General features: G+C 66.9%; 20 protein-coding genes and 1 tRNA gene. 10 read left to right on the top strand and 11 right to left on the bottom strand.

Annotation, left to right across the window (positions count from 1 at the left end):
- Positions 1-22 precede the first annotated feature (22 nt).
- On the top strand, positions 23-835 hold the full coding sequence (locus VHB27_RS03705) for a hypothetical protein (protein ID WP_325597578.1): 813 nt from the start codon (positions 23-25) through the stop codon (positions 833-835).
- A gap of 123 nt (positions 836-958) precedes the next feature.
- Here the strand turns inward: VHB27_RS03705 and VHB27_RS03700 are convergent, their stop codons facing one another.
- Positions 959-1,372 carry a VOC family protein gene (locus tag VHB27_RS03700; RefSeq protein ID WP_325597577.1) on the bottom strand — a complete coding sequence of 138 codons (414 nt, stop codon included), beginning with the start codon at positions 1,370-1,372 and terminating at the stop codon, positions 959-961.
- Between the two features lie 46 nt (positions 1,373-1,418).
- On the opposite strand from VHB27_RS03700, the gene aat reads away from it, so the two are divergent.
- From aat to gatA, 3 genes are all read left to right on the top strand, one after another.
- Positions 1,419-2,090 carry a leucyl/phenylalanyl-tRNA--protein transferase gene (gene aat / locus VHB27_RS03695; RefSeq protein WP_325597576.1) on the top strand — a complete coding sequence of 224 codons (672 nt, stop codon included), beginning with the start codon at positions 1,419-1,421 and terminating at the stop codon, positions 2,088-2,090.
- A gap of 107 nt (positions 2,091-2,197) precedes the next feature.
- Positions 2,198-2,485: an Asp-tRNA(Asn)/Glu-tRNA(Gln) amidotransferase subunit GatC gene (gene gatC / locus VHB27_RS03690; protein ID WP_325597575.1), complete on the top strand. Its 288-nt coding sequence runs from the start codon at positions 2,198-2,200 to the stop codon at positions 2,483-2,485.
- Entirely contained in the window at positions 2,482-3,969 is a 1,488-nt protein-coding gene (gene gatA / locus VHB27_RS03685; RefSeq protein ID WP_325597574.1) for an Asp-tRNA(Asn)/Glu-tRNA(Gln) amidotransferase subunit GatA, read from the top strand. Before gatC ends, gatA begins: the two co-directional genes overlap by 4 nt.
- Positions 3,970-4,008: 39 nt before the next feature.
- Here gatA and VHB27_RS03680 read toward each other — a convergent pair whose 3' ends face one another.
- The 8 genes from VHB27_RS03680 to VHB27_RS03645 form a co-directional block, all read right to left on the bottom strand.
- Positions 4,009-5,025: a formamidase gene (locus VHB27_RS03680; RefSeq protein WP_325597573.1), complete on the bottom strand. Its 1,017-nt coding sequence runs from the start codon at positions 5,023-5,025 to the stop codon at positions 4,009-4,011.
- 62 nt (positions 5,026-5,087) lie between these two features.
- A complete protein-coding gene (locus VHB27_RS03675; protein WP_325597572.1) occupies positions 5,088-5,699 on the bottom strand; it encodes a hypothetical protein in 612 nt (203 codons plus the stop codon).
- Positions 5,700-5,817: 118 nt separating this feature from the next.
- The gene (locus VHB27_RS03670) at positions 5,818-6,015 is read right to left on the bottom strand and encodes a hypothetical protein (protein ID WP_325597571.1); all 198 of its coding nucleotides are present in this window, start codon (positions 6,013-6,015) and stop codon (positions 5,818-5,820) included.
- Between the two features lie 82 nt (positions 6,016-6,097).
- The gene (locus tag VHB27_RS03665) at positions 6,098-7,168 is read right to left on the bottom strand and encodes a hypothetical protein (RefSeq protein ID WP_325597570.1); all 1,071 of its coding nucleotides are present in this window, start codon (positions 7,166-7,168) and stop codon (positions 6,098-6,100) included.
- Positions 7,168-7,698: a hypothetical protein gene (locus tag VHB27_RS03660; RefSeq protein ID WP_325597569.1), complete on the bottom strand. Its 531-nt coding sequence runs from the start codon at positions 7,696-7,698 to the stop codon at positions 7,168-7,170. Before VHB27_RS03660 ends, VHB27_RS03665 begins: the two co-directional genes overlap by 1 nt.
- Before the next feature lie 119 nt (positions 7,699-7,817).
- Positions 7,818-9,176, bottom strand: a complete 1,359-nt coding sequence (gene der / locus VHB27_RS03655) for a ribosome biogenesis GTPase Der (RefSeq protein ID WP_325597568.1) — start codon at positions 9,174-9,176, stop codon at positions 7,818-7,820.
- 5 nt (positions 9,177-9,181) lie between these two features.
- Positions 9,182-10,519 (bottom strand): PQQ-binding-like beta-propeller repeat protein, encoded by a 1,338-nt coding sequence (locus tag VHB27_RS03650; protein WP_325597567.1) that lies wholly within the window; start codon positions 10,517-10,519, stop codon positions 9,182-9,184.
- 6 nt (positions 10,520-10,525) lie between these two features.
- Positions 10,526-11,185: a tetratricopeptide repeat protein gene (locus VHB27_RS03645; RefSeq protein WP_325597566.1), complete on the bottom strand. Its 660-nt coding sequence runs from the start codon at positions 11,183-11,185 to the stop codon at positions 10,526-10,528.
- Between the two features lie 99 nt (positions 11,186-11,284).
- Here VHB27_RS03645 and VHB27_RS03640 point away from each other — a divergent pair, with 99 nt between their 5' ends.
- From VHB27_RS03640 to VHB27_RS03615, 6 genes are all read left to right on the top strand, one after another.
- The gene (locus VHB27_RS03640) at positions 11,285-11,653 is read left to right on the top strand and encodes a hypothetical protein (RefSeq protein WP_325597565.1); all 369 of its coding nucleotides are present in this window, start codon (positions 11,285-11,287) and stop codon (positions 11,651-11,653) included.
- Between the two features lie 65 nt (positions 11,654-11,718).
- A tRNA-Arg gene (locus VHB27_RS03635) sits at positions 11,719-11,795 on the top strand.
- Positions 11,796-12,055: 260 nt separating this feature from the next.
- Positions 12,056-14,719 (top strand): hybrid sensor histidine kinase/response regulator, encoded by a 2,664-nt coding sequence (locus VHB27_RS03630; RefSeq protein WP_325597564.1) that lies wholly within the window; start codon positions 12,056-12,058, stop codon positions 14,717-14,719.
- An 80-nt stretch (positions 14,720-14,799) separates the two neighbouring features.
- Positions 14,800-16,074 (top strand): MFS transporter, encoded by a 1,275-nt coding sequence (locus VHB27_RS03625; protein ID WP_325597563.1) that lies wholly within the window; start codon positions 14,800-14,802, stop codon positions 16,072-16,074.
- Positions 16,075-16,139: 65 nt separating this feature from the next.
- Entirely contained in the window at positions 16,140-17,573 is a 1,434-nt protein-coding gene (locus VHB27_RS03620) for a lactate utilization protein B (RefSeq protein ID WP_325597562.1), read from the top strand.
- On the top strand, positions 17,570-18,271 hold the full coding sequence (locus tag VHB27_RS03615) for a LutC/YkgG family protein (RefSeq protein ID WP_325597561.1): 702 nt from the start codon (positions 17,570-17,572) through the stop codon (positions 18,269-18,271). The genes VHB27_RS03620 and VHB27_RS03615 overlap by 4 nt, the downstream gene beginning before the upstream one ends.
- On the opposite strand, the gene VHB27_RS03610 is transcribed toward VHB27_RS03615, so the two are convergent.
- Both VHB27_RS03610 and VHB27_RS03605 read right to left on the bottom strand, forming a co-directional pair.
- Positions 18,234-19,496, bottom strand: coding sequence for an MFS transporter (locus VHB27_RS03610; protein ID WP_325597560.1), 1,263 nt, complete (start codon positions 19,494-19,496; stop codon positions 18,234-18,236). The two genes, VHB27_RS03615 and VHB27_RS03610, sit on opposite strands and share 38 nt — an antisense overlap.
- A 57-nt stretch (positions 19,497-19,553) precedes the next feature.
- Positions 19,554-20,249: a CpXC domain-containing protein gene (locus VHB27_RS03605; RefSeq protein ID WP_325597559.1), complete on the bottom strand. Its 696-nt coding sequence runs from the start codon at positions 20,247-20,249 to the stop codon at positions 19,554-19,556.
- Between the last annotated feature and the right edge of the window lie 3 nt (positions 20,250-20,252).

The raw sequence follows: 20,252 nt of genomic DNA, 5'->3' as shown, positions 1-20,252 counted from the left end.
CATGGCGAAATGTGATCCTGCGTTGACCCGTTCCCTTCTGGTCGCGGCGCTGCTTCTGGCGCCGCTCGCGGCCTGCGGCCCGTCCTACTCGCCCAACACCTACAGCACGAATGCCGTGCAGCAGGCGAACAAGGCGGAGCAAGGCGTCATCATCGGCGTTCGCCCGGTGCGCATCAGCGCGTCGGGCACCGTCGGTGCCGTCACCGGCGCCGCGGCCGGCGGGATTGCGGGCGCGCAGAACGGAGCCGGCGTGGTCAGCGCCTTTTCCGCGTTGGGCGGGTCGCTGGTCGGCGGGCTGGCGGGGACGGCGGTCGAGCATGCGACCTCCGACACCGACGCCTATGAATACATCGTTCAGAAGAAGGGCAGCGGCGACCTCGTCAGCGTGACCCAGAAGGACAAGATCCCCCTCGCCCTCGGCGAGAAAGTCCTGGTCATCGCAGGCAACCAGGCTCGGGTCGTCCCCGATTACACCGATACGGCGTTGGAGCAGGCGCCGAAGCCGCCCCCGGCCAAGGCAGCCACCCCGTCCGGGGGACCGGGCGGCGCACAACCCGACAAGGCCGATGGCGCGGCCGCGTTGGCGGCCAGCACCGCGATCACCGCGCAGGAGCAATCCGCCGCCGGCCAGGCAGCCAATCCAACCGCGACCGCCCCGGCCGACGCGACCGCTGTGGGCAAGGCGCTGTCCAGCGGAGCCTCGTCCGCGAACACCCCGTTCAACCCGATCCCGTCTGGCGTCATCCCGTCTGGCGTCATCCCGTCCGGCGTCATCCCGTCCGATGCGGCATCGTCGACCGGCACGGCGGCCGCGGGTACCCCCGCCAGCAACTGAGATCCGTCGGAAGGCGGTCCCGACCGTCGTTGGTCCGGCTCGACCGGGCCATTTCTTCCCTCGAGGCACGGGATGGTCCGGTCGAGCCCGGACCATGACGAAACGGGCTAGGCGATCCGCTCGTCACGGAACCGGTCCTGGCGGTCCCTTCAGTTCGAGCACGTTGCCCTCGGGGTCGGAGACGTAGATCGACGGTCCCTGGCCTTCCGCCCCGTACCGGGACGCCACGGGCGCCGGGTCGAAGCCGAACGTGCGCAGATGCGCGATGATCGAGTCGGCGTCGAACGGTTCCACCTGCAGGCAGAAATGGTCCATGTTCCGCCCCTCCGGCCCCGGCGCCGCGCCGCCCTTCTGTCCCAGTGGCCCGTCGACCGGCACCAGGTCGATCAGCGACCCGCCGGCGCGAAGCTGGTATAAACCCAGGTTTTCCTGGATTTTTTCCACCGGGCAGCCAATCACCTCGGTATAGAAGCGCAGCATCGCCGCCAGGTCGGTCACGCGCAGGACCACATGATCCAATTGCTTGATCGTCAGCATCGCATTGCGCCTTCCCTTCCCCCGGCCCAACCCGCATCATAGGACCATGTCGCGTCGTTCGGTGGAAGTGACCGCGGAACTGGTCTTGCGCGCCTACCGCCACGGGCTGTTCCCGATGGCGGAGGGCCGGATGACCGACAAGCTGTTCTGGCTCGACCCGATCAAGCGCGGCGTCCTGCCGCTGGACAGGTTCCATCTGTCGCGTCGCCTGCTGCGCACGGTGCTGTCGCCGCTCTACCAGGTCCGCGTCGACACCAACTTCGCCGGCACCATCGCCGGCTGCGCCACGCCGCTGCCCGGCCGCACCGACACCTGGATCAACCCGCAGATCGAGCGGCTGTTTACCGAACTGCACCGCATGGGCTACGCCCATTCCGTCGAGACCTGGCACGGCGACCAACTGGTCGGCGGCCTTTATGGCGTGGCGATGGGCGGCGTGTTCTTCGGCGAGAGCATGTTCAGCTTTGCCCGCGACGCATCGAAGGTCGCGCTGGTCCACCTGGTTGCCCGCCTGCGTCTCGGCGGCTTCACCCTGCTGGACACGCAGTTCGTCACCGACCACCTGCAGCAGTTCGGCGCCGAGGAAATCCCCCGTGACGACTACCGCGCCCAACTCGTCAAGGCGCTGGAGGCTGACGCGTTCTGGCTGCCGGAGTGTGGGCAGGAGATGCTGGAGGCGGAGTTCCGCAACCTGGCGGGCCGGCCGGCGCGGGACTGAGGGCGCGCCGCCCGGTTGAAGCGCGCGGTAGCAGCGGCTATATCCGGCCCCCTCACGGTCCGCTGATCCGAACCGGGCCGCATATCAACGAAAGGCTGTCCCAACCCATGTCGCTCGATGGCGCGACCATCCGCCGCATTGCCGCGTTGGCTCGTATCCGCGTGGAAGACCACGAGGTCGAAGGCCTGCAAGCCGAACTGAACGGCATCCTGGGCTGGATCGAGCAGTTGAACGAAGTCGACGTCTCCGGCATCGAACCCCTGGCCGGCGCCAGCCACATGGCGGCGGCGATGCGTGACGACGTGGTGACCGACGGGGGTTATCCCGACAAGGTGCTGGCGAACGCGCCGGACCGGGCGGGCAATTTCTACGCGGTGCCGAAGGTCGTCGAATGAGCCTGACAGACCTGACCATCGCCGAGGCCCGAGACGGCCTGCGCGCGAAGACATTCTCGGCCGAGGCGCTGACGCTTGCGCATCTGCAGGCGATCGAGGCGCTGAATCCCCGCCTCAACGCCTTCGTCACCGTCAACCACGCCCGCGCGGTCGACCAGGCTCGGGCCGCCGACAAGGTGCTGGCGGCGGGCGATGCGCGGAAGCTGACCGGCATCCCGCTGGCGATCAAGGACCTGTTCTGCACCGAGGGCGTGCGCACCACCGCGGGCAGCGCCATCCTGGGCCCGTTCGTGCCGCCGTACGAAAGCACCGTGACCGCCAACCTGCTGCGCGATGGCGCGATCTTCCTGGGCAAGGCGAACATGGACGAGTTCGCCATGGGGTCATCGAACATGACCTCGGCCTATGGACCGGTCGAGAACCCCTGGAAGCGGCGGCAGGACAGCACCGCGGTCCTGGTTCCCGGCGGTTCCTCCGGCGGGTCCGCCTCGGCCGTCGCGGCGCGGCTGGCGATGGGGGCGACCGGAACAGACACCGGCGGATCGATCCGGCAGCCGGCATCGTTTTGCGGACTGGTAGGGATCAAGCCGACCTATGGCCGCTGCTCCCGCTGGGGCGTGGTGGCGTTTGCGTCGTCCCTGGACCACCCTGGCCCGTTCGCCCGCACCGTCCGCGACAGCGCGATCCTGCTGGGCTCCATGGCGGGCTACGATCCCAAGGACTCGACCAGCGCTAACGTGCCGGTGCCGGATTTCGAGGCGGCGTGCGCGCGCGGCGTGAAGGGCCTGCGCATCGGCGTGCCGAAGGAATACCGCGTCGACGGCATGCCGTCGGAAATCGAGGCGCTCTGGCAACAAGGCCTCGACTGGCTGCGCGCCGGGGGGGCGGAGATCGTCGACGTCTCCCTGCCGCACACGCGGTATGGACTGGCGACCTACTACATCATCGCGCCGGCCGAGGCGTCGTCGAACCTTGCGCGCTACGACGGCGTTCGGTTCGGCATGAGAACGGACGGGCACGACCTGCGCGATCTGTACGAACGCACCCGCGCCGATGGCTTCGGCAAGGAGGTGCGGCGCCGCGTGCTGATCGGCACCTATGTCCTTTCGGCCGGTTATTACGATGCATACTATCTGCGGGCGCAGAAAATCCGAGCGCTGATCTTGAAGGACTTCACGGACGCGTTTGGGAAGGTGGATGCGTTGCTGACCCCGACGGCGCCCTCCGCCGCGTTCGCTCAGGGGGACAACATGGACGATCCGATCACCATGTACCTGAACGACGTGTTCACCGTGCCGTCGAACCTGTCCGGCGTGCCCGCGTCCTCGGTGCCCGCCGGGCTGGACACGAACGGGTTGCCGCTGGGGCTGCAGGTGATCGGCAAGCCGTTCGACGAGGAAACGGTCATTGCCGTTTCGGCGGAAATCGAGAGGGCGGCAGGATTCACGGCGCTGCCGGCGCTGCGGGCCGGCGCGGAGGCGTAGCGGCGGGTTGCGCAACGAACGGCCAGGGGCCGGTCGAGATCATTCCGCCGCCTTGGGCATCGGCGCCTGATAGGCCCTGGTGGGCGCGGGAATGCCGCAGCCGGTCCCGTCCGTGACCTTCACCGTATCCTCCCAGGGCAGGCGATAGGTTCCGGCCGCCAGGTCGTGCATGTAGGTGTAAGGACAATCCCGCGCGCCGCCTTTCACGGCGGCGTATCCGCGATGTCCGAACTGGTAGATGTTGTTCTCCACGCCCCAGTTGGCTCGCGCCTCGCGAATCAGGTCAGGTCGGACTTCGGCCGTAATGATTTCGTCCGCTCGGCCGGACTGGCCGTGGGCGATGATCGTTCCGTCAAAGTTGCAGACCATCGCCTCGCCCATGGAATCGAACGTACCGTCGGATCCGCACATGCAGACGCTGGCCGTGGCCATGAGGTTGCAGAACGCGTTGGACTGGTTGGTGAAGCGCCATGCTTCCCGCACCGGGGGCGTATAGCCCGCGGTGCGCAACATGATTTCCGCGCCTTTGTACGCAGCTTCCCGCGCCATTTCCGGGAACATGCCGTCATGGCAGATGATCAGGGCGATCCTGGCCCCGTTCGGACCGGTGATCACCGGGATGCCGAGATTCCCGGGCTCCCACGGTTCGACCGGCACCCAAGGATGGAGCTTGCGATAGTAGAGCGCCAGTCCACCTCGATCATCGATGATGATCCCGGAATTGTACGGCATGCCGCCGGGGTTCCGCTCCATGATGGAGAAGCATCCCCAAATCTTGTTTTCGATACAGGCGGTCTTGAAGGCGGCGACTTCCGGTCCGTCAAGGTCGCAGAGGATGTCCTCTCGCGTGTCCATCGACAAGCCATGCAGCGCGTATTCGGGAAATACGACCAGATCCATGGTCGGCATGCCGCGCTTCGCCTTGCCGACCATGGCGACGATCTTGCGGGTCTGGGTGGCGATATCCGCCCGTGTTTCGATCACGGGCAGTTGCAGCTGCACCAGTCCGATCACCACGCCGTTCGGCGATTTGTTGAGGCCGCCAAGTCCGTTCATTCCCGCCCCCATGGTCTGCGACGCCGCACGATACCGTGCAAGATCGCGGCCAGAGAAGACGCTCAGGGCGTCAGCCAGGTTACGCCGGCTGCTGCCAGGCTGGTCTCAAGCGGTATGACATAGGTAGCATGGACGCCGTCCGTGGATACGGCGGCGGCGAAGACCATCCCGATCGCCGATCCGTCGGACCGCCGCCACACCATCGCGCCGCTGTCGCCGGGCCGGCTGCATGGTTCGCTGCCGGCCGAGATCTCGATGACGCCATCGAATATGGCCGTCGTTCTGTTGCCCGCATCGACCCTCAGGTTGCGCATGTCCACGGCGGTGACGACGGCTTCGCGATAGCCGCTGGCGGCGCCAAGGAACGCGACATCGTCGCCCGGTCGCACCGCCTCGGGGGATGGTTTCAGATACATTCCGGCGCCTGGACAGCCGTCCGGCACGACGTTGCCGCTTATGTCATCCGGATCGATCAGAACGGCGACGGCATAATCGCAACCGGACGGGTTGCCTTTCCGAGAACTTGGAAACAGCGTGAGTTCGGCAATCCGACTGAGGCCGGTCAGCACGCTCTGATCGCGTTGCCCGGGCTGGTGGATCAGGTCGCCTCGGCCGGCGCCGCTCGGCGCCAGTACGGCGCTGGTCGACAGGATGCCACGCCGGCCATCGGGCAATACAACGAAACCAGCCAGTGTGCCGGTCGCGCCGCTGGGGTGTCCGACGGAGAGGCCAATCCGCAGGGGTCGGACCCGTTGCCGGAGGTCCTCGACCAAGCCCGACGTGCCAGGCCAGCTACTCAAGCGTGACCGGATTACGCTGTTCGATCTTGACCGGCACGCCGCCGATCTTCGCCGGCAACTTGGCGCGCGCTTGGGTCGCCGCGCGCTCCGACGTGGTCAGGACGCTCAGGGACGGTGTGCGGGTCAGGCGATCAAGGCCCGCACCGTAACCCGAGATGCCGCGCAACGCCGCTCCGAACAGTTCCACCAAGTGGGTCCGAAGCTCCTCCTTCGCGGCTCGGAGATTCGGGGTGCTCTCGGACATGGAAAGCCTTTCGCTGGCGGCTGAACCTCTAAGCATGCCACTCGATGCCTAATATAGTCCTAATTCGCGCCCAAGGAACCACATAACTGACACGCGACCCATCCTGGTTTCCGACAGCACAAAAGTGAAGCCCAACCGGGCGGAGGCCATCTTCGGTCAGGATCATGGCGCCGGAATCGCCGCCCGCGGTGAAGGGGGCTTCATCTTTGTCCCAAAGCAGTTCGTAGACGCCATTGAACAGGTAAATGGGGCCGTCCGGGCCGAATTGCGCCGCCAGGTTGTCAAAATCGAGCGAATTGATCACGGCGCCGGCGGTGAAGCCGGTGGACCGGCCGATCTTCACCACGCGTTGGTCCAGGATTCCTTCATCGTCCTCCAGCGGCAGGCCCAGGGGTTGTCCACGAAGAGGCTGCGGTATGCAGTCGTGATCGGGCAGGCGATTGCCCATATGCGCCTGTCCATCGGCGACACGGGCCACAGCCGCATCGAGATTGTCGCGCTGCCGGCTGATCAGCGGCGCGAAAGCCCTGGTCAGGAACGCGACCTCATTGGCGGGGACACGCGGATCGGGGGGCCCGGGTTGGAGGATCGCGTCCCCCGGCTTCACCTTGCCGCCTGGCCGCCGGGCAAGGACGTGGCTGCACGACAGGATCGAGACGGTCCCGTCCGGCAGCTTGACGAACCCGCCGATCGAGCCGGCGCCGTCATTCATGCCATGGGCAACGGATGCACCGATGTGCAGCGGCCGCCGCTTGCCCGGAATCTTGATGTTCGCGGTCGCTGAAGCGCTGAGCAGCGGAATGATCGGCGGGGGCTGTACGATCAGCCGTGTCTCGACGTCGGCGCGGCGAGCGCGGGCGGCAAGGGATTCGGCCTTGATCCGATTGGGGCCGCCGGCGGCGGTGACCCGCAGTTCCAGCCGGGGACGCCCGGTGCCGGTCAGCGAGTGCCCGATCGCCAGCCCGGATTTCGGACGGCGGGAGATTGCCGCCTGGAACGAGGCGGCATTGGAGCCGGGCTCCGGCGCCGGCTGTCCCCGCGTGTCCCAGGCCTGCAACAACTCGGCCTTGAGGTCGGCGATGCCGGGCGGTGCCGCCATTACGGTTGCGGCCGGACAGCGGGAACGAACATGGGGGCCAGGAGGCCAAAGATGACCGCGAAGAAGCCCCAGATGCAGCCCGGCGACATGGTCGCGGGCAGGCCGACAAAGACCGAACGGCCGATGATAGGGCCATTGTCGCTGACCGCGTGTGCCCACAGGAAAAAGGCAATCGCGGAGACAATGACGAGCCGGACGTTGACGCCGCGCAAGCCGGACGCTCCTGCCGGCTTGCTGGCTTGTCCGCGCAGCAGGATGCAGGTCAGCAGGCAGACGTAGAAGACGACCGCCTTCCAGGAATAGCCCCCGATGGTATCGATGGGCAGGCCGGATCCGGTGATATAGGGCGCGACGACTTCCCCCGGAATGAGCAGCAGGACACTGTTGAAATTGTATTTTCCGTCCGCCTGGTCGCCTTTCGCCGCCGCCGTTCCCGCGCTGCCAGCGGTGTCCAACTGGAATTGCGCGACGCGCGCCGGCCGGGCAGGCGGACCCGAGTAGAGAGTGAGCTGCTTACCGAACAAGGCCATGGCTGTCCCCGCGGGATCGGCGACGCGATCCTGTATCTCGTTTCTTCATCGAGTACGAAAACGGTTCGACGGTTTATCCGGAAAGAATCGATACAACCCAGTAAAGAGGCTGGCAAGCCTTACGGATCTTCGGCGAATGGATTCTTCGTGCCGCGCAACTGCAGCCGGATCGGCGTGCCGGGCAGCTTGAACGTCTCCCGCAGCCCGTTCACCAAGTAGCGCTGATAGTCCTCGGGCACCTGTTCCGCCCGCGTGCCGAACACCACGAAGGTCGGCGGCCGCGCCTTGGCCTGCGTGATATAGCGCAGCTTCAGCCGCCGCCCCTGGACCAGCGGCGGCTGGTGGCCGCTCAGGGCGTATTCGAACCAGCGGTTCAGTTCGCCCGTCGGCACGCGCCGGTTCCAGACCTCGTGCGCCTGCCGCACCACCGGCAGCAGCCGGTCCGTCCCGGCGCCGGTCATCGCCGACAGCGTAACGACCGGGATGCCCTTCATCTGCGCCAGGCTGTCCTCCAGCCGTTCCATGATCGCCTTGCGCGTCGCGTTGCGATCCGCCACCGCGTCCCATTTGTTGAGCACGACGACGCAGGCGCGACCCTCGCGCTCGATGAGCCGAGCGATCTGGAGGTCCTGGTCGTGGATGCCGTCGACGGCGTCGATGACCAGGACGACGACCTCGGCCATCTTCAGCGCCTCGATCGTCGCGCTGGTGGACATCTTCTCCAACGCCGCTTCGATCCGGGCGCGACGGCGCAGGCCGGCGGTGTCGACAAGTTCGATCGGACGGCCGTCGCGGTCGGCCAGGATGACGGCGATGGCGTCGCGGGTCAGGCCGGGTTCGGGACCGGTCAGCATCCGATCCTCACCGATCAGCCGGTTGATCAGGGTGGACTTCCCGGCATTGGGCCGGCCGACAATGGCCAGTTTCAGCGGCCTGCCCGGATCGTCGGGGTCGGCTTCGGCCGCATCGTCCGATTCCGGTTCGGGGGGCAGGCGATCGGCAATCTCCGCCATCAGGTCGGAGATGCCCTCCCCGTGTTCGGCCGACACGCCGACGGGATCGCCCAGGCCCAGCGCATAGGCGTCCAGCAGCGCGGTACCGGCGACCCGTCCCTCTGCCTTGTTGGCGACCAGCAGCACGGGCTTGCCCTGCCGGCGCAGCCACTGGGCGAAATGCGCATCCGCCGGGGTCACCCCCGCTCGGGCATCGACCACGAACAGGACCAGGTCGGCCAGCGCCACCGCCGAGGCGGAGACCGCGCGCATCCGCCCGGCCAGCGTCTCCGGCGCGGCTTCCTCCAGCCCAGCGGTGTCGATCAGGGTGACGCGGCGGCCGCGCAGAAGGGCCTCGGCTTCCTTGCGGTCGCGGGTCACGCCCGGGGTATCGGCCACCAAAGCGATGCGTCGGCCTGCCAGCCGGTTGAACAACGTCGACTTGCCGACATTGGGGCGCCCGGCGATGACGACGACGGGCAACATGGGCTCTACCTCAAGGCAATGAGGCGCGCGTCGTTGCTGAGCAGCAGCACGGTGCCGTCGGCGACGATCGGCGCGAAGGGGGCAGCCTGGGAGGACAGGTCCAGGCGGCCGAGGATCGCCCCGGTATAAGGGCTGATGGACAGTGTCTGCCGGCTGGTGCCGGTCACGATCAGGCGATCGCTGACCAGCAGCGGCCCGTACCAGGTATAGGTGTCCTTGCGGCTTTCGGGGTCTTCGAAGCGGGGCAGGGGGGTGACCCAGGCGACGACGCCATCGGACTGGCGCAGCGCCGCGAGCTGCTGGTCCGCAGAGATGACGAACAGCCAGTCGCCCGCGGCATAGATCGCGTCCTCTCCGGCGACCTGGCGGTCCCACAGGCGGCGGCCGGTGGGAACGTCGTCGCAGACGAGCAGGCCGCCCATGCTGATGGCAAAGACCTGGCCGTTGACGATGGCCGGCGCGCCGCGAATCGACAGGAAATCGTCCGTGCCGCCGTTCACGCTGGCCTGGCCCAGCCCGTCGGTCCACACCACGCTGCCGGATTCGGCGCGCAGGCAGGCCAGTTCCCCCGACCCGAAGCCGACGATGACGAGCCCCTGGTAATAGGCCGGCGGCGCCTGGCCCAGCATCGCGGTCACCGGGTTGTCGGCCTGGTGTGTCCAAAGTTGGTGGCCGTCCGCGGCATTGAAGGCGAGCAGTCGGTCCTCGATCGTCGTCAGGAAGACCCGGCCGTCGGCAATGGTCGGCGCGGAACGGCCCGGCGTGCCGATGCCGACCCGCCATTTCACCGAACCGGTCGCGATGTCCAACGCCACCAGCTGCGACAGGCCGTTCACCGCGTACAGCGTGGTGCCGTCGGCGCCGAGGCCGCCGCCGACGTTGGTGCTGTCCGCGTCTTCGGGCTTGGTGTCGAAGCGCCACAGCCGCTTGCCGTCGGGCAAGGAGAAGGCCGTGACGACAGCCGCGGAGTCCATGGTGAAGACCGTGTTGTTCAGCACCACCGGCTGCGCCATCAGGATCGCCCGATACCCGCCGCCCGCGCCGATATCGCGGCTCCAGGCTTCCTGCAGGTCCGCACGCGCGGCGAGGTGGCCCATCAGGTGGGCCGGGTTGCCGGCGGCCTGGGGCCAAGCCGCATTGCGCACCGGCGGGGGCAGCACGATTTTCGGCGGGTTGGCGCCCAGCGCAAGCCCCTGCTGGCCCGAGAAGATCGACTCGCGCTTACCGGGCAGCGGCACTTTCTTGGCGCCGAACCAGTCGTCGAACAGCGAACAGCCGGTCAACGCCAACGGCGCGAGCAGCGCGGCGCGACGGGACAAGGCAACGGAGCGTCGGTCGGTCATTTCAGCTTAACCCAGGCCCTGCAACAGGGCGTTGGCGCGGGCGCGCACGCCCGCGGGGGCCAGCACGTCGGCGGCCAGCCCCTTCAATTTCGTGCGGGCATCGTCGATCTTGCCCTGGCGGAGATCGAGCATCGCCAGTTGCTCCTGCGCCAGGGGCGCCCACGGATTCCCCGGCTGCGCCAGGGGCTGGAGCCGAGGAGCGAGGACGTTCGGATCACCGGTATCGAGCTGCCAGCCGGACATCAGCAGCAGCGCCAGGTCGCGCAGCAACTGATCGGCATGGGTATCGGTCGCGATGTCGTAGTACATCGCCGCCGCGCCCTGCACGTCACCCGAGTCCGCCATCAGGCCCGCGGCGCGCAGGCGGGCAAGGGTCTTGTAGCCCTCGGGCGCGTTGGCGGCGAGTTCCTTCAGCGGGCCGATCTGCGCGGTCCGGGCGTCCTTGGACAGGGCGGGAGCCTGGTTGATGGCGTTCATGATGCTGATGTAGCGGGACGCGGCAGCCTGGTCCTGCTCCGCTTGCCGGTGCCGGTTGTATTCCCAGCCCCCCGCACCGGCCGCCACCAGGACGACCGCGAGCACGGCGATCCAGCCATATTTACTCGCGAGCCGTTGGGCACGCTCTGCGCGGAGGTCCTCCCGGACCTCGTCGAAAATATCAACCACGCGGTGTCTCTTCGTCGCTTCCTGACCGGCCGATGGGGTTTGGCGGCAAACCGCCGGTTCGGCAAGGGTTCATTTACCTTTGAGGTTCAGGATAGAGGGATGCGATGGCTGCTGATACTGGCGATCCTCGGCCTGGGCGGGTGCGGGGTATCCGATAACCTGGGCGCCTTCATCGGCTCCGCCTTCACGATCGGGAGCGTGACGACGATCGGGCGGTCGCCGCCCGACGCGGTGTATTCGCTGATCACCGGCCGCGATTGCAGCGTCGTCCGGCTGGACCAGGGCAAGTCGTATTGCCGGCCGGTCGAGCCGCCACCGCAGGCGCCGGAATTCTGCACCCGCAGCCTGGGGACGGTGGATTGCTGGCGGCGAACGCAAGCGCTGGACGGGCGGTATCAGGGGGTGGCGGCCGGTCCCGAGACGCTGACGCCCGAACAGGAGGCGAACCGCACCCGGCGCTGGCCCTGAAACTGCGTGATTGAGCTTTGCGGGGAAGCCGGGTATAGGGGCGGTGCGCTCGGTGCCGAGCGTCTGGACCCGTAGCTCAGTTGGATAGAGCGTCGCCCTCCGAAGGCGAAGGTCGTGCGTTCGAGTCGCGCCGGGTCCGCCAGTTCCCCCTACCTTTGCCGCTGCGTATCGGGCCAGGGTTCCGCCGCCCCGAACCCATGTTCGTTCAAATTGACAGCGGTAGGCGCGTCAACCAATGTTGATGCCCCATGGCGAGCCTGAACGATGTTCTGTCGCCTATCGTAACCGAGGACGCATTCGCCGCGGTCGCCATGTCGCGTGACGAGCGGCACCGTCCGGCGCGGGACGCTGCGACGCGAACGACCCCGGAGCAGATGGTTGGTTAGAAGCGGATCCAAGCCATTGCCACCATCGCCGAGCCTATCTGAAGAACTCGCGCGCACGTTCGACACCCTCTCCCAGATCATTTGCGTTGCGGCCGTTGACGGCTCGATGGTGTACCGGAACAGGGCGTGGCGGGACCAACTTCTGGACACCGGCACGCTTCAGGACACGTTGCGATCCTGGCTTCATCCCGCCGATGCGCAGGATGTGATGGATCGCTGGGCATCGACCCTCCAGCCTTTCGACGTCGACTGCCGCATCCGTTACGCGGCCGGCGACTATCGCTGGTTCCTGCTGCGCGCGCAGCCGTTTCCGGACAGGGCCAACATTACCAGCGGTTGGATCTGCTTCTTCACCGACATTCATGACCGCAAGCTTCGCGAACTCGGCCTCGCGCAGAACCTGAAGACCCGGTCCGACATGCTGGGCGCCAGCGTCGATTGCATCAAGGTCATCACCCCGGATGGCGTACTGTCGCATATGAACCGTGCGGGCTGCCGTGCGCTTGGCGTGGCGGAGGATTCGGCATTCGGAATGGACTGGCTCGAATTGCTGCCCGAAGACGTGCGGGCGCCCGGCCGAGAGGCACTGGCACGGGCGAAGCGAGGAAGCAGTGCCCGTTTCCCCGGGTGCAGTCAGCTCGAGGGAGCGTCGCCGCAGTATTGGGACAACATATTGACCCCGTTGAGGGGGGATGCCGATGAGACGACGGCAATCCTGTGCGTATCCCGCGAGGTGACGGCACAGCAAGAGGTCGAGGAACGTCTGCGGCTCGCCATCCAGGCAACCAATGACGCGATCTGGGATTGGGACCTCCGCCGCGATCGTATGTCGTGGAACGAGGCGTTGGAACGATGCTATGGATACGATACCGAACAGGTCGATCCCAGCCCGCGATGGTGGTTCGATCGCATCCATCCAGATGATCGTGCGCGCGTCGAGTCCACCCTGCGGCGGGTGATAGCGGGATCGCGCTGCGACTACGTACTGGAATATCGCTTTGTCCGTGCCGACGGGCGCTTCGTCGAGGTCCGCGATCGGGGAACCTTGAGCAGGGACAGGCAGGGACTCGCTATCCGTGCCGTGGGGGCCATGCTCGACCAAACGGACCGGAAGGCGATCGAGCGCAACTTGCAGACGCTGAACCAGGCGCTCGAAACCAGCGTCAGTGAGCGAACGGCGGAACTGAACCGGCTTTGGATCACGTCGCCGGACCTACTGGTCGTGATTGGCTTCGATGGCATCATCCGACGCGTAAATCCCGCCTTGAAAGAGATACTGGGCTACGAGGCAGAGGATTTCATCGGCCATCACATCCGCGATTTCGTGATGCCGGTCGACTCGGCACTGGCAGACGACGTGCTTGTTGCTGCGTCGGAAAGACCTCTGCAGACCGTCGAGGTCCGTCACCGGCACAGGGATGGATCATGCCGCTGGATCGCTTGGGTATCGGCACCCACTCATGCCGAAATCTATGCGACCGGCGGTCATATCACCGCGTCCAAGCAGGCGGAGGCCGCCCTGCGGAAAACCGAGGAGGCGCTGCACCAGGCCCAGAAGCTTGAGGCGGTCGGTCAACTCACCGGCAGCGTGGCGCATGATTTCAACAATTTCCTGACGGTCATCGGCGGGTCCGTGGAACTACTTCGCCGCCCGAACGTCGATGAGCAGCGGCGGAAGCGCTATATCGATGCGATCGCCGAGACCACGGAGCGTGCGGTCAAGCTGACAAGCCAGCTCCTGGCGTTTGGCAGGCGCTCTTCATTGATTCCCGTGACGTTCGACGTGGGCGCAAACATCCGCGCCCTGCGAGAGATGATCGTGACGCTGGTCGGGCCGAGCATCAAGCTGGAGATCGTCGAGGCGGAAGCCGGCTGCTGCGTGCACGCGGATTCCAATCAGTTCGATACCGCAATCGTCAATATTGCGGTGAATGCTCGCGACGCGATGAACCGGCAAGGGCATCTGACGATCACCGTGGGCACGGCGTCCGAAATCCAGCCTCATGGAGCGATGCCGGCCGCCATGGGCAGGTTTGTAACAGTGTCGATCGCGGATACCGGGACGGGAATCCCCGAGGACAAGATCGACAGCATCTTCGAACCATTCTTCACGACGAAACCGCCGGGGAAAGGCACGGGCCTTGGTCTGTCGCAGGTATTCGGCTTCACCAGGCAATCGGGTGGCGACATCACGGTGGAAAGCCGGATCGGTGAGGGAACGACATTCACGCTTTACTTGCCGCAGGTCGGGACTTCAGCCGCTGACAGACGGGCCGCGTCGCCAGTCGTATCTTCGCTTATGCCCGGCACCATGCGCGTCTTGCTGGTCGAAGACGACCGCGCGGTCGGTGAGCACGCATGCGACGTCCTGATCGAGCTGGGGCATTTCCCCTTATTGACGGCGAATGCCGAGGAAGCGCTTTCGATACTCACAAACAAGGCCGGTTCTTTCGATGCTGTCGTAACGGACGCCATGCTGCCAGGCATGAGCGGCATTGAGCTGGGCAACGAGGTACGGCGCCTCTACCCGAATTTGCCGGTCCTTCTGGTCAGCGGATATAGTGACGTCCTGGCGCGGCAGGGACCGCGCGGCTTTAACCTGTTGCGCAAGCCATACGCCGCCGACGAATTGTCCCAGGCGCTGGCATCGCTGATGACCGGTCCTCGACGACCGCCGTAGCGGCCCCGGGGCAGGTCGTTGCGGTGCGGGCTAGAGAAACGGCGGCCAAAGAAGAATAATACGAAGGGGAAATGTCCGAGATGGGATACAAGCGATGGCTGGTCATCGTCCTGCTGCTACTCGCCAACACGGTCAACTTCATCGATCGGGTGAACATCTCCGTCGCAGGCCGGGAGATCGCGGCCACGTTCGGCCTTGGGCCTGAAGCGCTCGGCGTCATCTTCTCCTGCTTCTTCTACTCCTATATCCCCCTGATCCTGCCGATGGGCCTGCTGTGCGACCGGTTCGGTGCGCGTGCCATCATGGGGTCCGGAATGGTCATCTGGGCCATCGGATCAGCGGTCACCGGCTTGGCGACCGGGTTCGGCACACTGGTCGGCGCACGCCTGCTGCTTGGCGTCGGCGAGTCGTCCAGCTATCCCGCATCGCAGCGCATCCTGCGCGAATGGGCGCCGCGCGGCGAACGGGCGCTGATGATCACGACGTTCCACGCCGGAAGCTCCTTCGGCCCGGCGCTGGGCATCGCATTGACCTCCTTCCTGATCTCGATGTTCGACTGGCGGATCTCCTTCATCATCGTCGGCGTCGGCACAGCGGTCCTGGCGGCCATCTGGTTCACGCTCTATCGCGCGCCGGAGACAGCGCCCTGGCTGGATGAGACCGAACGCAACTATATCGTCCAGCAGCGCGAGCCGCCCAGGCAGGACGCCGTCCATGCCATGTCCCTGCGCGCCCTGCTGCGCCAGCCGGTGATGTGGGGGCTGATGGTGACGCAAGGCTGCCAGACCTTCTCGCTGTATCTCTTCCTGACCTGGCTGCCGTCGTATTTGCGCACGGTGCGGCACCTGGACCTGTTCAGCGCCGGATGGCTCGCCAGCCTGCCTTACGTGGTGACGGCGTTCGGGCTGGTGCTGTCCGGGCTCGTCAGCGACCGCCTGGTGCGCAATGTCGACCTGTCGACCGGCGCGCGCCGTTACCTGATGATCCTGATGATGGCCGTTGCCTGTTGCGTGCTGTTCGTGCCCTATGCCGAGAGCCTGACGGTGATGGAGGTGCTGATCATCCTCTCGATCCTCTGCGCCAATGTCTCGAACGGCTTGAACTTCGCCGTCGCGGCCGACCTGATCCATGACCGCGAATCCGCCGGCGCCGTCTTTGGCCTTGTTGTCCTCGGCGGCAACAGCGTCGGTTTCATGGCGCCGATCCTGACGGGCTTCATCATCGCCTATACGCAACACTATACGCTCAGCTTCGTGCTGGCCGCGACGTTGCTGGCAATCGGCATGGCCACGTCGTGGCTGGTGGTGCGCCGGCCGCTGCAGCCCGTCACCGCGACGATCGCCGCCACGGCCTGAGACAGTTCTCAGCTATCCCGGAACCCCCCTGGGCCAACGCCCCCGCCTCCGATACAACGCCCATCATGCACGTCGCCACGTCCTCCGCCTTCAAGCAGAACGCCTCACGGGCGCTGTCCGATGCCGGGCTGCAAAAGGCCCTCGCCCGCAGCGGGCCGTCCTTCGTCGCGCGCAGGGCCGCCGCGGCTGCCGCGCTGCCGGAGTTCGAACCGCTTCGCGACACCGCCCGCGACATCAAGAACCACGCGCTGGCCAACCTCGATTTCTACCTGGAAGCCTATGAGGCCAAGGTGCTGGAAGCCGGCGGCACGGTGCATTGGTGCGCCGACGCGGACGAAGCCCGGACGGCGGTGCTGAACATCTGCAAGGCGGCGGGGGCCAGGACGGTCACCAAGGGAAAGTCGATGATCGGCGAGGAGATCGCCATCAACGACCACCTTGAGAAGAACGGGATCACGCCGGTCGAGACCGATCTGGGCGAATACATCATCCAGCTCCGTCACGAGATCCCCAGCCACATCATCGCCCCCGCCTTTCACCTGAACATGGAGGACTGGGAGGACGCGTTCCGCAAATCCCACACCGACCTGCCGCCCGACCGCGTTTTCCACGAACGCCGCGACATCCTGACGGAAGCGCGCGCCAAGCTGCGGTCGAAGTTCCTCGCCGCCGATGTCGGCATCACCGGCGCCAACTTCCTGATCGCCGAGACCGGCAGCAGCGTGATCGTGACCAACGAGGGCAACGGCGACCTGACCCAGACCCTGCCGCGCGTCCATATCGTGCTTGCCAGCATCGAGAAGTGCGTCCCCACGATCGAGGACTGCACCTCGCTGCTGCGCGTGCTGGCGCGCTCCGCCACCGGCCAGGATTTCTCGGTCTATACGACGTTCTCCACCGGCGCGCGCCGTCCCGGCGACCTGGACGGGCCGGAGGAGTACCACGTCATCCTGCTGGACAACGGCCGCTCCAACATGCTGGGCACCGAGTTCCAGCCGATGCTGCGCTGCATCCGCTGCGCCGCCTGCCTGAACCATTGCCCGGTCTATGGCGCGGTCGGCGGGCACGCCTATGGCTGGGTCTATCCCGGTCCGATGGGCGCCGTCCTGACGCCCAGCCTGATCGGCGTGCAGGAGGCCGGGAACCTGCCCAACGCCTCCACCTTCTGCGGCAAGTGCGAATCCGTCTGTCCTGTCCGGATTCCCCTCCCGGGCATGATGCGCCACTGGCGCGAGCGGGAGTTCGAGCGACACCTGTCGCCCTCGGCCGCGCGCACCAACCTCGCGCTGTGGGCCTTCTTCGCCCGCCGCCCGTCGCTGTACCGGCTGGCGACCCGAGCGGCGGCGCTGGGGCTGGGACTGCTGGGGGGACGGAAGGGACGGTTCCGCAGCCTGCCGATGGCCGGCGGTTGGACCAAGGGCCGCGACCTACCGGCGCCGGAGGGCGACACGTTCTTCGCCCGCTACGCCCGCCAGCAGCGCGGAGCCGGCAACGTATGAGCAAGGCCGCCATGCTCGCCGCCATTCGCCGCGGCCTGAAGCGCGGGCCGCTCCCGGCCGACCAGGCCGCCATGCTGCAAGGCCGGCTGGCGGCCCATCCGCGGCACCTGATCCCCGCCCGCTCCCGCCTGCCGCGCGTGGAGCAGGTGGACCTGTTCGTGCGCAACCTGGAGAAGGAGTTCGGCACCGTCGCCCGCGTCCCCGACCTGGATGCGGTGCCCGAGGCCGTCGCCGACTACCTCGCGGGCCAGAACCTGCCTGGCGCCCTGGTCATGGCCCCGCATCCGGAGCTGCGGGCCGTCCCCTGGTCCACGCGCCCCATGCTGACGATCCGGGAGGGCAGGGCGGAGGCCACCGACACGGTCAGCGTCCAGCACGCCTTCGCCGGCATCGCCGAGACGGGCACGATGATGCTGCCCAGCGCCCCGGAACGACCGGTGACGCTGAACCTGCTGGCGGATACCGAGATCGCGGTCTTGCACGCCTCCCGCATCGTCGGCGCCTATGAGGAGGCCTGGGACCTGCTGCGGGCGGAGCGTGGCGCGATGCCGCGCAACGTGATGCTGGTGACCGGCCCGTCGCGGTCGGCGGATATCGAGCAGACCTTGGAACTCGGCGCGCATGGCCCCAGGCGGGTGCATGTCGTGCTGGTGGACGACCTCAGCGCCGGTTCGGCAGCAGAAGCAGCAGCGCGCTGACCAGGGCGCAGGCGGCGCCGATCGTGTAGCTGGTGCCGTAGCCGCCCCAGGCGGCGACGGACATGCCGAACACCGCCGGGACCGCCATGCCGCCGAAGAACATGATCGCGGTGCCCAGCCCGGCGGCCTCTGTCCGGCGGACGCCGCCCAGTGCGGCGTATTCGGCATAGGCGACGCCGGTGTAGCCGCCCGACGTCGTCCCTGCCACCAGTGCGTTGATCATCAGCACCCAGATCGGCCAGTGCGGCCCGTACATGCCGGTGACCAGCGACGTGGCTGCCATGCCGAGGCCCAGCATCGCCAGCGTCTGCGCGGGCGTGATGTAGCGGTCCGCGACCCAGCCCCAGATCGGGCGGGTGATCGAGCTGGCCAGCTGGTATGCCGCCAGCATCTGCCCCGCCTCCACAAGATTGAGGCCGACCACCGTCGTCAGTTGCACGGTGGTGAAGGCGATCACGCTGAGTGAGATTCCGGAATAGACGAAAGCGGCGATCGAGAGCCGCTGGAACCGCGGTTCGGCCAGCAGCGTGAACGGCTGGATCAGGCCCTTGCCCAGCACGCGCCGGTCGGGTTCCCGGTCGTAGTCCCAGCGCTTGCGCGGAAACTCCATCGCGATGATCAGTAGCAGGATGGGGACCAGTTCCGCCGCCAGCGCCCAGCGCCACCCGGCGGCGACCACGATCGGCGGCAGGATCAGCGCGGCCAGCACGCCACCCAGCGGCACGCCGATCTGGCGGAACGACATCACCAGGTTGAAGACGGGGCGGGGTGTCTGTGGCACCAGCAGGTGGGTGCTGGCCGGCGCCGCCGCGCCATAGCCCAGGCCGAGCACGAACGCCGCCAGCCCGATGCCCGCCACGCCGCGACCCACGGCCGCCAGGACCAGCATGCCAGCGGCGGCTGCCAGCACCGCCTGGGTGGCCCGCACGCCGCCGTATTTGCGCACCAGCCCCGGCGCGAACAGGGCCGAGACGATCCCGATGCCATACGCCAGCGCAACGAAATAACCCACCAGTGCGCCGCTGACGTTCAGGTCGAGGGCGATCTCCGGCGCCACGGTCGGCACCGAGAACATCGCCATGGTCGCCAGGGTCTGCACCGCCAGCGTCGCCAGCAGGGGCCAGACCGGCATCGAGCGCAGCAGATGCCAGGTGCCGGCTTGTGCCTCGGTTGGTTCGCTGGCGCTCACGCTGCGTCTCGGGTCGTCATGGGCGGAGTCTGGCATCGGTCGCGTCCGACGCCAAATTTCCGGGGCACCTTGCCTGACGGGTCGGGCCGAGAGTTAGGCCGGCTCCGTCGCCATCTGCAGCCGTTGGGCGTCGACGAAGCTGCCTTCGGTCAGGCGTTCGCGCAGCGGCTGCCAGCTTTCGGCGTCGGCTTCGATCTCGGACAGCAGGTCCTTGGGGACGGTGATCACGTCCTTCAGGACTTCCTCCCCCGGCGCATAGGTGCCGAAGACGAGATTGCCGTCGTCACCTATGCCAAGCAGGCGCATCTCGACGTCGTAAGCCGCTTCCAGGCCCTCCGCCCAGCGCAGCATCGCGATCTTGGCAAGCTCCAGGGTCACGTCGTCGATGCCGGCGGCGGCGGAAACGATTTTTTCCCGCAATGCCGCCCAGCCGAACACCGTGCGCCGGGTCAGTTCGCGACCGATCTGCTGCGCGGCTTCCGATGTGTTGGGTCCATAGAAGCTCAGGTAGGAGTCGTCCCCGCGCTTCTCCATGGCCACCCAGTCGTCGATCCTGGACACCGGCCACACCGTCAGGAACTGCTTTCCCGCCATGTGTACGTAGGTGAACTGGGGCTCGATCCGGAAATTCTCGCCGCAGGACTCGCAGGTGAGCACCTGGAACGAGCTATCCAGGATCGCATCCCGCAGGTCGGGGCGGCGGTCCGCGTTCACGCTGTGGACCATTTCATAAGACAGGGCGACCTTGCAGGCCGGGCATTGCGTGGCGACGTCCTGGAACAGCGACATGGC

It is taken from the genome of Rhodopila sp. (assembly GCF_035548235.1).
Lineage (GTDB): Bacteria > Pseudomonadota > Alphaproteobacteria > Acetobacterales > Acetobacteraceae > Rhodopila.
The sequence above is the reverse complement of the archived record's forward strand: the minus strand, read 5'-3'. Positions and strand labels throughout refer to the sequence as shown.